Annotated in this window: 19 protein-coding genes; 12 read left to right on the top strand and 7 right to left on the bottom strand. The window is 42.1% G+C overall.

Features of this window, described 5'->3' with window-relative positions; genetic code table 11:
• Positions 1-633: a crossover junction endodeoxyribonuclease RuvC gene (ruvC, locus tag IEV61_RS04250; RefSeq protein WP_262890587.1), complete on the top strand. Its 633-nt coding sequence runs from the start codon at positions 1-3 to the stop codon at positions 631-633.
• A 55-nt stretch (positions 634-688) separates the two neighbouring features.
• Here the strand turns inward: ruvC and IEV61_RS04245 are convergent, their stop codons facing one another.
• The 5 genes from IEV61_RS04245 to rsmA all read right to left on the bottom strand — a co-directional run bounded on the left by IEV61_RS04245 (position 689) and on the right by rsmA (position 4,140).
• Complete coding sequence (locus IEV61_RS04245) at positions 689-1,090, bottom strand: HIT family protein (protein ID WP_188414047.1); 402 nt, start codon at positions 1,088-1,090, stop codon at positions 689-691.
• A 121-nt stretch (positions 1,091-1,211) separates the two neighbouring features.
• Entirely contained in the window at positions 1,212-1,685 is a 474-nt protein-coding gene (gene greA / locus IEV61_RS04240) for a transcription elongation factor GreA (RefSeq protein WP_188414045.1), read from the bottom strand.
• A gap of 162 nt (positions 1,686-1,847) precedes the next feature.
• Entirely contained in the window at positions 1,848-2,780 is a 933-nt protein-coding gene (locus tag IEV61_RS04235; RefSeq protein WP_188414043.1) for a 2-hydroxyacid dehydrogenase, read from the bottom strand.
• Between the two features lie 350 nt (positions 2,781-3,130).
• Positions 3,131-3,337, bottom strand: a complete 207-nt coding sequence (locus IEV61_RS04230) for a hypothetical protein (RefSeq protein ID WP_188414041.1) — start codon at positions 3,335-3,337, stop codon at positions 3,131-3,133.
• A gap of 23 nt (positions 3,338-3,360) precedes the next feature.
• Positions 3,361-4,140 carry a 16S rRNA (adenine(1518)-N(6)/adenine(1519)-N(6))-dimethyltransferase RsmA gene (rsmA, locus tag IEV61_RS04225; RefSeq protein ID WP_188414039.1) on the bottom strand — a complete coding sequence of 260 codons (780 nt, stop codon included), beginning with the start codon at positions 4,138-4,140 and terminating at the stop codon, positions 3,361-3,363.
• A 216-nt stretch (positions 4,141-4,356) separates the two neighbouring features.
• Here rsmA and pdxA point away from each other — a divergent pair, with 216 nt between their 5' ends.
• Together pdxA and IEV61_RS04215 are read left to right on the top strand one after the other, a co-directional pair.
• Positions 4,357-5,412 carry a 4-hydroxythreonine-4-phosphate dehydrogenase PdxA gene (gene pdxA, locus IEV61_RS04220; RefSeq protein ID WP_188414037.1) on the top strand — a complete coding sequence of 352 codons (1,056 nt, stop codon included), beginning with the start codon at positions 4,357-4,359 and terminating at the stop codon, positions 5,410-5,412.
• Between the two features lie 98 nt (positions 5,413-5,510).
• A complete protein-coding gene (locus IEV61_RS04215) occupies positions 5,511-6,692 on the top strand; it encodes a DUF5009 domain-containing protein (protein ID WP_188414035.1) in 1,182 nt (393 codons plus the stop codon).
• A 13-nt stretch (positions 6,693-6,705) separates the two neighbouring features.
• Here the strand turns inward: IEV61_RS04215 and IEV61_RS20765 are convergent, their stop codons facing one another.
• Together IEV61_RS20765 and IEV61_RS04205 are read right to left on the bottom strand one after the other, a co-directional pair.
• Complete coding sequence (locus IEV61_RS20765; protein ID WP_373867818.1) at positions 6,706-6,831, bottom strand: HepT-like ribonuclease domain-containing protein; 126 nt, start codon at positions 6,829-6,831, stop codon at positions 6,706-6,708.
• A 248-nt stretch (positions 6,832-7,079) separates the two neighbouring features.
• On the bottom strand, positions 7,080-7,340 hold the full coding sequence (locus IEV61_RS04205; RefSeq protein ID WP_188414033.1) for a nucleotidyltransferase family protein: 261 nt from the start codon (positions 7,338-7,340) through the stop codon (positions 7,080-7,082).
• Between the two features lie 137 nt (positions 7,341-7,477).
• On the opposite strand from IEV61_RS04205, the gene IEV61_RS04200 reads away from it, so the two are divergent.
• The 9 genes from IEV61_RS04200 to IEV61_RS04160 all read left to right on the top strand — a co-directional run bounded on the left by IEV61_RS04200 (position 7,478) and on the right by IEV61_RS04160 (position 14,042).
• The gene (locus IEV61_RS04200; protein WP_188414031.1) at positions 7,478-7,999 is read left to right on the top strand and encodes a YceD family protein; all 522 of its coding nucleotides are present in this window, start codon (positions 7,478-7,480) and stop codon (positions 7,997-7,999) included.
• 14 nt (positions 8,000-8,013) lie between these two features.
• Positions 8,014-8,205, top strand: coding sequence for a 50S ribosomal protein L32 (rpmF, locus tag IEV61_RS04195; RefSeq protein WP_188414029.1), 192 nt, complete (start codon positions 8,014-8,016; stop codon positions 8,203-8,205).
• Between the two features lie 15 nt (positions 8,206-8,220).
• A complete protein-coding gene (gene plsX, locus IEV61_RS04190) occupies positions 8,221-9,159 on the top strand; it encodes a phosphate acyltransferase PlsX (RefSeq protein WP_188414028.1) in 939 nt (312 codons plus the stop codon).
• A gap of 11 nt (positions 9,160-9,170) precedes the next feature.
• Positions 9,171-10,160 (top strand): beta-ketoacyl-ACP synthase III, encoded by a 990-nt coding sequence (locus IEV61_RS04185; RefSeq protein WP_188414026.1) that lies wholly within the window; start codon positions 9,171-9,173, stop codon positions 10,158-10,160.
• A gap of 79 nt (positions 10,161-10,239) precedes the next feature.
• On the top strand, positions 10,240-10,716 hold the full coding sequence (accB, locus tag IEV61_RS04180) for an acetyl-CoA carboxylase biotin carboxyl carrier protein (RefSeq protein ID WP_188414025.1): 477 nt from the start codon (positions 10,240-10,242) through the stop codon (positions 10,714-10,716).
• 91 nt (positions 10,717-10,807) lie between these two features.
• Positions 10,808-12,148 carry an acetyl-CoA carboxylase biotin carboxylase subunit gene (gene accC / locus IEV61_RS04175; RefSeq protein ID WP_188414024.1) on the top strand — a complete coding sequence of 447 codons (1,341 nt, stop codon included), beginning with the start codon at positions 10,808-10,810 and terminating at the stop codon, positions 12,146-12,148.
• Between the two features lie 74 nt (positions 12,149-12,222).
• The gene (tatC, locus tag IEV61_RS04170) at positions 12,223-13,095 is read left to right on the top strand and encodes a twin-arginine translocase subunit TatC (protein WP_188414023.1); all 873 of its coding nucleotides are present in this window, start codon (positions 12,223-12,225) and stop codon (positions 13,093-13,095) included.
• A gap of 48 nt (positions 13,096-13,143) precedes the next feature.
• Positions 13,144-13,578 carry a ribose 5-phosphate isomerase B gene (gene rpiB, locus IEV61_RS04165; protein WP_188414022.1) on the top strand — a complete coding sequence of 145 codons (435 nt, stop codon included), beginning with the start codon at positions 13,144-13,146 and terminating at the stop codon, positions 13,576-13,578.
• 38 nt (positions 13,579-13,616) lie between these two features.
• The gene (locus IEV61_RS04160; RefSeq protein ID WP_188414021.1) at positions 13,617-14,042 is read left to right on the top strand and encodes a PH domain-containing protein; all 426 of its coding nucleotides are present in this window, start codon (positions 13,617-13,619) and stop codon (positions 14,040-14,042) included.
• Positions 14,043-14,084: the final 42 nt, after the last annotated feature.

Raw genomic sequence — 14,084 nt, 5'->3', positions numbered from 1 at the left:
GTGAATATTAATCAGCCCGTTAAAGAACGCATTATTTTAGGCATTGACCCCGGTACAGCCGTTATGGGCTACGGCCTGGTTAAAGAAACCGGCTCTAAGATCGAACTCATTGCCTTGGGCAGCATCAAAATACCCGGCGGCGCTGATGACCATATGCTGAAGCTGCAGCGCATCTTCGAAAAAACCATAGGCCTTATTGACAACTACCATCCTGATGCACTGGCTATTGAGGCACCTTTCTACGGAAAAAATATACAGGTGATGTTGAAGCTTGGCAGGGCACAGGGAACGGCCATAGCGGCGGCGCTGTCGCGCAATATCCCGGTGAACGAGTATTCGCCCCGTAAAATAAAACAGGCCATTACAGGCAATGGTAATGCTACTAAAGAACAGGTAGCAGGTATGCTGCAACGCTTATTAAACTTCACCGAAACTCCCGAATTTTTAGATGCAACCGACGGATTAGCCGTAGCCGTTTGCCATAGTTTTCAAAAAATAACTACCGGCAGGGGTAGTAAAATAAGCTATTCAGGATGGGAATCGTTCGTGAAAGATAACTCGCGGAGGGTAGCTTCGCCTTTACAAATCAAGAAGCCCCTCCCCAACCCTCCCCGGGAGGGAGGGAGCGAATAGTAGTGTGTTGCTTAAAATCTTAAAGTCCTCCCTCCCGGGGAGGATTTATGAGGGGCTATTCTACGCGTAAAGCTTCCTTAATCTTTTCTGCAATAGCTTCAAACTGCTCTGGTGTGAAGCTAAGTTTAGGCTTTGAGAAGTTCATATCACTTACTGAGTTCATCGGGATGAGGTGGATATGTGCATGTGGCACTTCCAGGCCTATTACCGCTACACCAATTTTAATACAAGGTATTACCCTTTTCATAGCTGTAGCCACAATTTTAGCAAATAACTGAAATTCAGTATACAAGCCATCCTCCATGTCGAACAAGTAATCTACTTCCTGCTTCGGTATTACCAATACATGGCCTTCAGCCAGTGGATTAATATCTAAAAAAGCCAGAAATTCGACGCTCTCGGCAACTTTATAGGCAGGTATTTCTCCTGATATGATCTTGGAAAATAGGGTTGACATTTTTTGGTGAGTTGTTGAATGGTTAAGTGGTTGATTGGTTAAGTAGTTGTTGAATAATGAGGAGTGATTAAGTGGTAAGCGTATTTGCAACTACTCACCACTTAACCATTCAATTACTCACTTACCTACTGATCTCCATAATTTCAAATTCAATTTTTCCGGCAGGTACGGTAATCTCGGTTTTGTCGCCTACTTTTTTGCCTAATAGACCTTTGGCAATAGGAGAGGCAACCGATATTTTACCCGCTTTTAAATCGGCTTCACTTTCCGACACCAACTGGTAGGTCATGGTGGCGCCGTTCTTTGAATTTTTGATGGTTACTTTAGATAAAGCCAGCACTTTAGACGTATCAATTTTCGATTCATCCAGCAGGCGGCCATTGGCCAAAGCATCTTCCAGTTTCCTTATTTTATCTTCATGATGGCCCTGCGCTTCTTTGGCAGCATCATATTCGGCATTCTCAGATAAGTCGCCTTTATCGCGCGCTTCGGCAATTGCGTTAGATATAATTGAACGACCTGTTGTTTTTAGGTATTGTACCTCTTCTTTTAATTTTTCTAAACCTTCTTTGGTGTAGTATTGAACCTCTGCCATAAAAACACAATATTTTAAATAGATATTTACCAGTAGCTATCAAAAAAAACCGCCCTCCCTGATTTTGGTAAGAAGGACGCAACGGCTACTAAAAACAAACAAGACTATGAGACCTTTAACGCCTGCATAGTCTTGTTTGGTATAAAAACGAAGATAAGAGATTTAAGTTTTAATCTCCAAATTTTTAATTTTTTGTGCCATCACCTCGCTTATTTTCCGGTACGATTCAAAAGTCCAGCCGCCCACATGCGGGCTCAATAATACCTTATCATTTTGCTTTAATTCGTAAAACCAGGGCTGCTCACCCAAGGTAGGGAATTTTTCCACTTCCAACACATCTAAACCAGCACCCAGTATTTTACCTTGTTTAATGGCATTAAGTACGGCTTGGGTTTGCACCACTTTACCGCGCGATGTGTTCAGCAAAAATATAGGCTTACGGAAATGGTACAGGTATTCATAATTTACCAATCCGTTGGTTTCTGGAGTAAGTGGCACGTGGAGACTAAGCACTTCGCTATGCTTAACAATTTCTTCCATGCTTACCTCGCGCGCATAGGCATCGCTAAAGCCGGTTTTGTATTTGTCGTAAGCAATTACATTTACTTCAAAGCCTTTCAATTTGCGGGCAAAGCTTTTACCCATATTGCCGTAACCAATAATGCCCACGGTGCGGCCTTTTAGTTCATATCCGCGGTTGGCTTCACGTTGCCAAAGGCCCGCCCGTACTTCCGCGTCTCCTTGGTTCAGGTTGTTCATTAAAGATAGCAGCATACCCACGGCATGTTCGCCCACAGCATCGCGGTTTCCCTCGGGGGCATTTACCAACGTAATGCCTTTTTCTGCTGCGTAAGCTTCATCAATGTTATCCATACCTGCACCTGCCCTGGCAATGAATTTAAGGTTAACGGCGGCGTCTAAAAATTTACGGTCTACCTGAAATTTGGAGCGTACCATTAAGCCTTCATAATCTGCAATAATGGCTAATACTTCATCTAATTTAATTAAGGGCTGGTAATTACAGGTATAGCCCATGGCCTCTACTTGTTCTATGAAGATAGGGTGGAGGTCGTCGACTATGAGTATGTTTTTCAATGTTTAGGTATTAATTTATACAAACTGTTTCTCGATTATTTAGCAAATGCTAAAATGAGTACATAAAGCATAACTAAACCATTTGCGGTTAAGCCAATCTTATGAACTTTTGTAGTGTTGTACATTCTAAAATCTGCAAGAAAAAGAATTGTACCAATTGGGAGTGTAAAAATTTCTATTACAAAGGGGAATGGAGGAGTATGGCTATTGCCCTCAAAACCAAACAAAAACCCTGTCCAGATTGATAGGGAGAACGAAATTATGTAAAAGAAATAATATAATATTTCTCTTGGACTTAACTCGTTATTTTCTTGCACCATGATGAATAATAAAGGAATCGGGTACACTTACTATTGGATTTCAACAGGTGTCCCAAATTTTCTTTCTTCAACATCTTTCAATCCCGCATCAATATTATTTTTTACTGCTTGTGGCAAGTCATCGTAAAAATCGTAGCCCTTGTTTTTAAATACGACTTTTACTTCACTCAAAATTTCGGGGCTATCCACTTCAAGTAAAAGTTTCATAATCTCCAGTTTTTCTGCTTGAATGTCCATACTCAAATATACGCAATATTAGTTTACCGGTTTGCAGTAATACGGTTAGTCAACTCTACAAAATCGTTTACACTTAAGCGTTCGGCACGCAGGTCAAGCGTTGCGTCTTCGGTCATGGCTTCTTTATTAATTAAAGAGGATAGTGCATTACGTAAAGTTTTACGCCTTTGGTTAAAGCCTGCTTTTACCACCTGCCAAAATAGCTTTTCATCGCAGTTGAGTTCCGGTACTTCGTTACGGGTAAGCCTTATCACGGCCGAAAGTACCTTGGGCGGCGGATTAAATACGCCTGCCTTTACAGTAAACAAATATTCAACCTTATAATACGCTTGCAAAAAAACACTCAATATGCCGTACTCCTTACTGCCTGGCTTGGATGCGCAGCGTTCGGCTACTTCTTTCTGAAACATTCCAACTAATTCGGGTACCTGGTGCCGGCTATCCAATACCTTGAAAAGAATTTGCGACGAAATATTGTAAGGGAAATTACCTATAATAGCGAAGGAGCCGGTAAAAATAGTGCTAAAATCCATTTCCAAAAAATCGGCATTAATGAGGCGTTGCTTCAGTTGCGGATATTTTTTTTTGAGGAAATTGTACGATTCGGTATCAATATCGATCAGGAAAGTTTCGTAATCAGCCTTCTGTAGTAAAAAGTCGGACAGTACACCCATACCCGGGCCTACCTCAAGCACCTGGGTATATTTGCCCTTGGGGCGCAGGCTGTCTACTATCTTAGAGGCTATATTTTTATCAGTTAAAAAGTGCTGACCCAGGTGCTTTTTTGCGCGGACTAAAGACATTATCTATACTCGAATTTTTACAAATTACGTGATATTTGCGCAGGGATGGTAAACATTATTACCGAAAACCCTTTATTTGCATTAATATAATTCTGATTAATAGAATTTTTAGTGATGATTTCACCAGTTTTAAGGTGCAACAATTCATCGGCTATAATGTCTTGATCAATTATATAATCAGTGAAATCACCTTAATCGGTGCAATCAAATACAGTTATGAGTGAAAAGCTAAAAATAGGTATCAGTATAGGCGATGTAAACGGCATCGGTATGGAAGTTATCATAAAAACACTGGCCGATGCCCGTATTTATGAATATTGTACACCCATTGTTTACGGCCATACCAAGGTTGCCTCTTTTCACCGTCGCACGGTTCAGGTGCACGATCTGAACTTTAACGTGATAGAGAGTGCTGCTGATGCACATCACAAAAAAGCCAACATGATTAATTGTTGGGAAGAAGATGTGAAAATAGAATTAGGCTTATCTACCCCTACCGGTGGCAAGTATGCTTTCATGTCATTACAACGTGCCACTGATGATTTAGTAGCAGGCGAGATTGATGCGCTGGTTACTGCACCTATTAATAAAGATAATATTCAGAACGAAGAGTTTAAGTTTCCGGGGCATACCGAGTATTTGCAAGAACGTGCCAATTCGCCAGAAGTGCTAATGTTTCTGGTGAGCGAAACCTTGAAAGTAGGCGTGGTTACCGGGCATATCCCTGTATCGCAAATAGCACAATCGTTAACTGCCGATAAAATTGTTGCCAAGTTAAAGCTGATGAATACCAGCTTGAAACAAGATTTTTGGATACGTAAACCCAAAATTGCCGTTTTAGGGCTAAATCCTCATGCGGGCGACAATGGTTTAATTGGCAGTGAGGAAAAGGAAATTATAATACCAGCGCTTGAAGCAGCCCGTGATAACGGTATAATGGCCTTTGGACCTTACCCGGCCGATGGCTTTTTTGCGAATGGTACTTATATGCAATTTGATGCCGTGCTGGCTATGTATCACGACCAGGGATTGATACCTTTCAAACAAATATCTTTCGAGTCGGGCGTTAATTATACCGCAGGGTTAAGCTTTGTGCGTACCTCGCCCGATCATGGTACCGCTTATGATATTGCCGGTAAAAATAAGGCATCGGAAGTGTCGTTCCGTGAAGCTATGTTTGAGGCTATCCATATTGTAAAACACCGCCGCGAAACGGCTGAATTGAATGAAAATCCGCTGCAATTCAGCAAGCTTAGCCGCGATAGGGATTAATCCAGGTTATACATCTGTTACAAACAGGTGGCAATGTTTCAGCAATACAACCGTTAGTTTTGTATCAAGCTGTAATTATTAGTACTTCTACCAATATAATGAATAACGTATACACCCGGGTGCGGTCCATCGACGCTTTCCGTGCGGTTACCATGTTCCTCATGATCTTTGTGAACGATCTGGAAGGGGTACCCAACGTGCCGGAATGGCTTAAACATGCAGGAGAAAACTCTGATGCTTTGGGTTTGGCCGATGTTATATTTCCAGCCTTTTTATTTATCGTAGGCCTCTCTATTCCCTTTGCCTTTCAAAACAGGCAAAGTAGCGGCGGGAAGGTGCCTTACCGCATTATTACCCGCTCGCTGGCGTTGATCCTCATTGGTTTTTTTCATGCCAATATGGAAACGTATGATGACCTCAATACCCTGCTGCCCAAGCCGGTTTGGGAAAGTTTGCTCACCTTTAGTTTCTTTTTCATATTTCTCGATTACCGCGATTTTACCAGTATCAAACGTTACCTGTTTCAGGGCTTTGGCGTAGTGCTTTTGGTAGCTATGTCGTTACTGTACAAAAGTAACGACCCTGCACATTCTACCTGGCTGCATTTTAGCTGGTGGGGCATATTGGGGTTAATTGGCTGGTCGTACATGGTTTGTGCGCTTATTTACCATTATTCAAAGGGATTACTTTGGATACAAGCCGCTGCCTGGATCATCTTCATCCTGATCAACCTTGATTTTCACTTTGGCTGGCTCACCTTTTTAATGCAGTGGAAAAGTTATTTCTGGCTGGCGGGCAATGGTGCCATGCAGGCCTTCACCATGGCGGGTATTGTAGTATCGGTGATGTATATGCGCCTGATGCAAAATAAGGAACTGAACCTGTTATGGGCAGGACTTATTTTACTGGCCATTATTTTGGCTAACCTGGGCTTTATTGTGCGCTATGTAAGTGGCGGTATTTCCAAAGCGCACGATACGCCATCTTGGGTGCTCATATGTACCTCCATTAGCCTGGTGGCTTACATGGTGTTCTTATTTGTTGTAGATAGAAAGGAAAAATACAACTGGTTCAAGATCATAGAACCGGCCGGTACCAACACCTTTACCTGCTACTTAATTCCGTTTATATTTTATCCTATTTATGGCATGACAGATGCCGGTTACCCCGAGTATCTAAGCGAAGGTACGGGTGGCCTCATTAAATGCCTGGTGTTTTCGCTGGTGATGATTTGGGTGGCAGGATTGCTTAATAAAATAAACTTGCGACTGAAGATATAGGGCTATTGTCAATTTACTCCTCTAAAAGTTTCTCCACTTCTTTTTGCAGCACAGGTAAATGAGTTATCACAACATTCCAGATAATAACATGATTTACATTGTCATAAGCGTGAATTACCTTATTGCGTAGATCGACCATTAAGCGGGCGTAAGAAATAGAGATATTCGGATCAATTTATAAAAGCTTATTTACAGCCTCACCAATAATTTCCAATTCGCGTTCAACCGCCCGGCGCTTAGTCTTGTTAGATTAATATTCCGGGAAAATGCGTTTACCATCGAGGTACTCATCAACTGAATTAATGGCTTCAAGTACATCAGTAATTAGCTTTTTTACTTCAATACTCATAATACCTCCATCTTTTGGCTGGCAATGGATTGTAGTAATTAAGGGTTTGTGATAGTTTCCTCTGCAACTAATTCCACATCGCGCTTCAGCAGGTTTTGTAAAGCATACATCAATTCAAAATAGTTATGACCATAAGTTTGAAAGTCTATACCTGCTTTGAAACGGATTACAAAATCAACATCGCTATCGGCGTGCATTGTATTTGTAGCTGCGCTGCCAAAGGCATAGGCGTGTGTTACGTCATAAGCCCGCATCAGTTGTTGAATTTGCTCAAGATTGTCCTGAATGATGTTTTGCATAATAAACAGAATGAGTAAAGGTAGCAAACCGAATTTAATACCGCTGCATTTGTCATAACAAAGCTGTTACCCAAAATTCAAAAAACGTTTTCGCTTTCCATAAAAAATCTCTACATTTGCGGGCTAATTATCGCTCATTGAAATCGTTAAGAACATATTCAATTCCTTTCACCGGCCTCAAGTTAGGCCGGCACGAGTTTGAGTACACGATCAACAACGAATTTTTCAACGAATTTGAGTATTCGCTGGTAAAAAAAGGTGAACTGCAATGCCGGGTAGAACTGGATAAGCAGGAAACCATGATCATACTTGACTTTGATATTCACGGTACGGTAGATATGGCCTGCGATCGTTGTTTATCTGAATATCCGCAGCAGTTGGATATACAGGAGCAACAGGTATACAAGTTTAGCGAAGAGGAGATCGACGCTGACGATGAGATCATTACCCTGAACAAGAATGACACAGAAATTAGTGTTGCAGGGTTAATTTACGAGTACATAACTGTTGCGGCTCCGTTTATAGCGGTGTGCGACAACGAGGGTAATACCCCGTATTGTGATAAAGATATGCTTGACCGTTTAAACAAACTGGCAAGCGGTGATGAACAAGAAAAAAGTGCCGACCCACGCTGGGATGCGCTTAAAAAATTAAAATGATATAATTTAAAGTTATGCCAAATCCAAAACGTAAGTTCTCCAAATCAAGAACTGCTAAACGCAGAACGCACTATAAAGCCGAAGCGCCTACATTAACTACTTGTGCTACTACTGGTGCTGTGCATTTGCCACACCGCGCTTACACTGTTGATGGTAACCTTTACTACAACGGTAAAGTACTTATTGAAAAAGCAGCCACAGTTTAAGCCCAATTTTCTGCAATGAAGATAGGCTTAGATATTATGGGCGGCGATTATGCTCCGAAAGCCGCTGTTTTAGGAGCAATCGAAGCTTATAGAGTTTTACCTGCAGGGCAAAGCCTTGTGCTGGTAGGCGATAAGGACGTAGCAGTAAGTATTCTTCAGGAAAATGAGTTTAACCCCGATCACTTTGAGTTTGTACACACAACCGAAGTGATAGGCATGGGCGAGCACCCTACAAAAGCCATTGCACAAAAGCCCGATTCGAGCATTGCCCGAGGGTATAACTTGTTAAAGACGGGCGAAATTCAAGCGTTCTCTTCGGCAGGTAATACTGGTGCTATGTTGGTAGGGGCTATGTTCAGCGTAAAAACTATCCCGGGTGTTATTCGTCCGGCTTTAACAGCTATTGTACCCAAACTGAAAGGCGGTTTGGGTATTTTATTGGATGTAGGTGCCAATGCAGATTGTAAGCCCGATATGCTCTTGCAGTTTGGCTTATTAGGTAGCTTATTTGCCGAGGCTGTGTATGGTATTGCCACTCCTAAAGTTGCACTGATGAATATTGGTGAAGAAGAAGAGAAGGGTAACATATTAAGCTTAGCTGCTTATCCGCTCATGAAAGCTTCATCGCAATACAACTTTGTAGGCAATGTTGAGGGCCGCGATTTGTTTGGCGATGCCGCCGACGTATTTGTATGCGACGGTTTTACCGGTAACATTATTGTAAAACTGGCCGAATCATATTACGTAATAACGCGCAAAAAAGGCTTTAACGACGAGTTTTTTAACCGCTTTAACTACGAACAGTATGGCGGTAGCACAATTTTGGGTATCAATGCCCCGGTAGTAGTAGGGCATGGTATCTCCAGCCCCGAGGCTATCAAGAACATGGTGCTCTTATCGCGCAATATGGCCGAGAGCAACCTCGTTGAAAAAATTAAACAGGCTTTCGTTTAAATCTCAAATAAATGCATAAACTACAGGCTGCAATTACCGCTGTACATGGCTATGCACCCGAATATGTGCTTACCAACCACGAGTTGGAAGCGCTGGTTGATACCAATGATGAGTGGATTACCAGTCGTACCGGTATTAAAGAGCGCCGCATACTTAAAGGCGAAGGCACCGGCACCTCAGATTTAGCCGTTCCGGCTGTTGAAGGCTTGCTTAAAAAGCGCGGCATTAGCGCCGAAGAAATTGACCTGATCATATTTTGTACCACTACCCCCGATATGCCTTTCCCGGCTACGGCTAATATTTTGGCAGATAAAATTGGCGCTAAAAACGCCTGGGGATATGATTTGCAGGCCGCCTGCTCGGGCTTTGTTTTTGGCCTGGCAACCGGAGCCGCATTTATAGAGAGTGGCAAGCATAAAAAAGTACTGGTAGTAGGCGGTGATAAAATGTCGTCAATTATTGATTATAGTGACCGCGCTACTTGTATTATTTTTGGGGATGGTTGTGGCTGTGCCTTACTCGAACCTAATTCTGAAGGTTTTGGTATTGTAGATTCGGTATGTAAAAGTGACGGCTCGGGCCGTGAGTTTTTAAATATGAAAGCCGGTGGCTCTTTAAAACCCGCCTCGCACGAAACGGTCACCAACCGTGAGCATTATGCTTACCAGGAAGGTAAAACCGTGTTCAAGTTTGCGGTAACCAATATGGCCGAAGTTGCTGCCGAAATTATGGAGCGCAACAATCTTACCGCCGATGATATTGCATGGCTGGTGCCACACCAGGCCAACAAGCGTATCATTAATGCCACGGCCAATCGCATGGGCATCAGTGATGAAAAAGTGGTTATTAATATAGAACGTTATGGTAACACTACCAACGGTACTATACCGCTTTGCCTGTGGGAATGGGAAAGTAAATTTAAAAAAGGCGACAACATTGTATTAGCTGCTTTTGGAGGTGGTTTTACGTGGGGATCGCTGTACCTTAAATGGGCTTACTGATTTTTTTGGCAACAATTTTTATTTAATTTGTTATAACTTAGGTTTTTAAATATTATCCAAAACCAACTATTTCTAAAATATGGATATTAAACAAATTCAGGATCTGATCCGCTTCGTTTCTAAATCAGGTGTAAACGAGGTATCTATCGAACAGACCGATTTTAAGATCACTATTAAAACCAACCAGGCACCAACCATAGTTAACGCTACCATACCTGCCGCACAGGTTGCACAACCGGCGCAGGCCGCAATGCCGGTAGTAACCGAACATACATCAGCCCCAACTGAAGCTCCGGCCGCTGCCGATGTATCTAAGTATGTAACTATCAAGTCGCCCATGATCGGTACCTTCTACCGCTCATCATCGCCAGATAAACCTAATTTTGCTAACGTTGGCGATGAAATTCAATCGGGCAGCGTACTTTGCATCATTGAGGCCATGAAACTTTTTAACGAGATCGAGTCTGAAGTATCGGGTCGTATCGTAAAAGTCCTGGTAGAGAACTCATCGCCGGTAGAATACGACCAGCCTTTGTTTTTAGTTGAACCTATGTAATTGTTAAGTTGATTAGTGAATGGTTGATAGGTGAGTAGTTACTAACTTAATCAACTACTTAACTCAATCAACCACTTAACTAACACAACTCATGTTTAAAAAAATACTAATTGCTAACCGTGGCGAAATAGCCCTGCGCATTATCCGTACTTGTAAGGAAATGGGCATAAAAACGGTAGCTGTATATTCTACCGCAGATCGCGACAGCCTGCACGTACGTTTTGCTGATGAGGCCGTATGTATTGGTCCGCCGGCAAGCCGCGATTCTTACTTAAATATACCTAACATTATATCGGCAGCCGAGTTGACCAATGCCGATGCTATACATCCCGGCTACGGTTTCCTTTCCGAAAATGCCAAGTTTAGCGCCATTTGTGCCGAATACGGTATCAAGTTCATCGGTGCAACAGCTGATCAGATCAATGGCATGGGCGATAAAGCCTCTGCCAAAGAAACCATGAAAAAAGCCGGCGTGCCTACCATTCCGGGTTCCGATGGTTTACTAACCGATGTTAAACAAGGCATTCAGGTAGCCAATAAGGTGGGTTACCCCGTAATCTTAAAGGCAACTGCCGGTGGTGGTGGCCGTGGTATGCGCGTGGTATGGAATGATTTGGAGTTTGAACCCGCCTGGGATTCGGCCCGTGCCGAATCTGGTGCTGCCTTTGGTAATGATGGGTTATACTTAGAAAAATACGTAGAGGACCCACGCCACATCGAAATACAGGTAGTGGGCGATCAGTATGGTAAGGTTTGCCATTTGTCTGAAAGAGATTGCTCTATTCAGCGTCGTCACCAAAAATTGGTAGAAGAATCGCCTTCACCGTTCATGACCGAAAAACTTCGTAAAAAAATGGGTGAGGCTGCTATTAAGGGCGCCAAAGCTGTACGTTACGAAGGTGCCGGTACCATTGAATTTTTGGTAGATAAGCACCGCAATTTCTACTTTATGGAGATGAATACCCGTATACAGGTAGAGCATCCGGTTACCGAAGAAGTAATTAACGTAGATTTAATTAAAGAACAAATTAAGGTTGCTGCTGGTACGCCAATATCGGGCAAAAACTACGAGCCTACTATGCACGCCATAGAGTGCCGTATTAATGCCGAAGATCCTTTCAATAATTTCCGTCCATCACCGGGTAAAATTACCAATTTCCACTCACCGGGTGGCCACGGCGTACGTGTAGATACGCATGTGTACAGCGGTTATGTAATTCCGCCTAACTACGATTCAATGATTGCCAAGTTAATTTGTGTGGCCCAAACCCGCGAAGAAGCTTTAAATACTATGGAGCGTGCCCTGAGCGAATTTGTGATTGAGGGTATCAAAACCACTATACCTTTCCACTTGCAACTCATGCGCGATCCTAACTTCAGGGCGGGTAATTTTACCACCAAGTTTATGGAGAGCTTTGAGATAGCGGAATAAATATTTCATGAAATAAAAATTAAAATACAATACCATTCGTATGTGATACAGAATGGTATTTTTGTTTACAGTACATGAGCGATAATAAAATAATAAAAGCGATAAAGGAAAAGACGAACGACCTCGAAGTGGAGATGTCGTTTTTTGATCATATTGAGATACTAAGGTGGCATTTGATAAGGGCTTGTATTGCCATTATCATTTTTACCGGATTAGCTTTTTATTACTACGATTTCGTTTTTGATACGATCATCATGGGGCCCATGAAGCCTAACTTCTGGACCTACAGGATGCTGTGTAAATTAGGGGATTATTTGCATCGGTCGGGTTTTTGTATCACCAAAATTCCGGGTAAGATTATTAATAACGAAATGGCCGGCCAGTTCACGCTGCAAATTAACTCGGCTTTAATTATAGGTATCACGCTTGGGTTTCCTTATTTATTATGGGAAATTTGGCGTTTCATTAAGCCAGCTCTTCACGAAAAGGAACGTAAGGCAGCTTCGGGTTTTGTCTTTTATGCCTCTTTATTATTCATCTTGGGGATTCTGTTTGGCTATTACGTCATATCGCCAGAGTCTATCAGCTTTTTAGCAAGCTATCAAATAAGTGCTATCATTGAGAATAATTTTACCATTGATTCTTATCTGTCATCAGTTGCTACACTCACTTTAGCTACAGGTATAGTATTTGAATTGCCTATACTGGTTTACATTTTAGCCAACCTGGGTATTTTAACCCCTAAATTTATGCGTGCAGGCCGGCGCTATGCCATTGTAGCAATTTTAATTGTTGCCGCAGTAATTACACCAACGCCCGATATGATGACCATGTTCATCGTGAGCTTGCCGCTATTTGTTTTATACGAGGTAGGCATCATGGTAGCAGGTGCAGTTGAAAAACGTAAGCTGAAAAAACATAACGAATTAATGAAAGCAGAAGCCTAAGATCAATCAGTCCATGGTCTATTGTCCATGGACCATAGACTAATTATCATGAACACTAACCTTAAAATTGCCATTGGCTCAGACCATGCAGGCTTCAACTATAAACAAGAACTAATAGCATGGTTGCCGCAGGCAACTGTTAAAAACTTCGGCACTAACTCGCCCGATTCTACCGATTACCCCGACTTTGCTCACCCGGTAGCTTTAGCGGTTGAAAGCGGTGAGTTTGATTTTGGCATATTGGTTTGCGGCAGTGCCAACGGGGTAGCCATTACTGCCAATAAGCACCAGGGTATTCGTGCAGCTATATGCTGGCAGCCCGAACTGGCCGCATTAGCCCGTCAGCATAACAACGCCAATATTGTGTGCATCCCTGAGCGTTTCATTTCTTTGGAAGATGCTAAAGCCATTGTAGAAACGTTTTTGACCACCCAATTTGAAGGTGGCCGCCATGCCACACGCGTTGGCAAAATGGCTTGCTGAATTTTTAATAATTGATAAATAATTATTAAGTTTATTGCATGACCGAAACACTTATTTGGAAGGGCTCGCCATCTCAATTGCAAAATTTAGGAGCTTATATTTTATGTGCACTATTTTCTTGGTTGGTTATCCCAATTTTTATAGCTATTTGGTTATACATCAAAACCTCATGTACAAAGTTCGAAATTACAAATGAACGCATTTTGGTTAGCCGCGGTGTATTAAACAGAATAACAGACGAAGTGTCTATTTATAAAGTTGTAGACTCGCAAATGGAAGAGCCATTATTGTACCGCATAGTGGGTTTAGCTACCATAACATTTTTTATAGTTGGAGATAGGACAAACTTCAGCATTACTATAGACGGTATAAAAAACGCCAGGTATATTGGTGATGAAGTAAGAAAATATATGGATAGTTCAGGATCAATAATGAATGATGCTATTATTAACCAAATAGGATAACGGTTTATATTATTATTGTTACTTGTTCTGATTGAAAGGTTA

The organism is Mucilaginibacter galii (assembly GCF_014635825.1).
Classification (GTDB): domain Bacteria; phylum Bacteroidota; class Bacteroidia; order Sphingobacteriales; family Sphingobacteriaceae; genus Mucilaginibacter; species Mucilaginibacter galii.
Note: the sequence above shows the minus strand (reverse complement) of the source record. Positions and strands in the feature narration are given on the sequence as shown.

What these genes read in the sequence shown, in the direction of transcription:
- IEV61_RS04245 (WP_188414047.1), bottom strand. Translation starts at nt 1,090, where the DNA reads ATGTCAACCCTATTTTCCAAGATCATATCAGGAGAAATACCTGCCTAT.
- greA (WP_188414045.1), bottom strand. Translation starts at nt 1,685, where the DNA reads ATGGCAGAGGTTCAATACTACACCAAAGAAGGTTTAGAAAAATTAAAA.
- IEV61_RS04230 (WP_188414041.1), bottom strand. Translation starts at nt 3,337, where the DNA reads ATGGACATTCAAGCAGAAAAACTGGAGATTATGAAACTTTTACTTGAA.
- rsmA (WP_188414039.1), bottom strand. Translation starts at nt 4,140, where the DNA reads ATGTCTTTAGTCCGCGCAAAAAAGCACCTGGGTCAGCACTTTTTAACT.
- pdxA (WP_188414037.1), top strand. Translation starts at nt 4,357, where the DNA reads ATGAGTGAAAAGCTAAAAATAGGTATCAGTATAGGCGATGTAAACGGC.
- IEV61_RS04215 (WP_188414035.1), top strand. Translation starts at nt 5,511, where the DNA reads ATGAATAACGTATACACCCGGGTGCGGTCCATCGACGCTTTCCGTGCG.
- IEV61_RS20765 (WP_373867818.1), bottom strand. Translation starts at nt 6,831, where the DNA reads ATGGTCGATCTACGCAATAAGGTAATTCACGCTTATGACAATGTAAAT.
- IEV61_RS04205 (WP_188414033.1), bottom strand. Translation starts at nt 7,340, where the DNA reads ATGCAAAACATCATTCAGGACAATCTTGAGCAAATTCAACAACTGATG.
- rpmF (WP_188414029.1), top strand. Translation starts at nt 8,014, where the DNA reads ATGCCAAATCCAAAACGTAAGTTCTCCAAATCAAGAACTGCTAAACGC.
- plsX (WP_188414028.1), top strand. Translation starts at nt 8,221, where the DNA reads ATGAAGATAGGCTTAGATATTATGGGCGGCGATTATGCTCCGAAAGCC.
- IEV61_RS04185 (WP_188414026.1), top strand. Translation starts at nt 9,171, where the DNA reads ATGCATAAACTACAGGCTGCAATTACCGCTGTACATGGCTATGCACCC.
- accB (WP_188414025.1), top strand. Translation starts at nt 10,240, where the DNA reads ATGGATATTAAACAAATTCAGGATCTGATCCGCTTCGTTTCTAAATCA.
- accC (WP_188414024.1), top strand. Translation starts at nt 10,808, where the DNA reads ATGTTTAAAAAAATACTAATTGCTAACCGTGGCGAAATAGCCCTGCGC.
- tatC (WP_188414023.1), top strand. Translation starts at nt 12,223, where the DNA reads ATGAGCGATAATAAAATAATAAAAGCGATAAAGGAAAAGACGAACGAC.
- rpiB (WP_188414022.1), top strand. Translation starts at nt 13,144, where the DNA reads ATGAACACTAACCTTAAAATTGCCATTGGCTCAGACCATGCAGGCTTC.
- IEV61_RS04160 (WP_188414021.1), top strand. Translation starts at nt 13,617, where the DNA reads ATGACCGAAACACTTATTTGGAAGGGCTCGCCATCTCAATTGCAAAAT.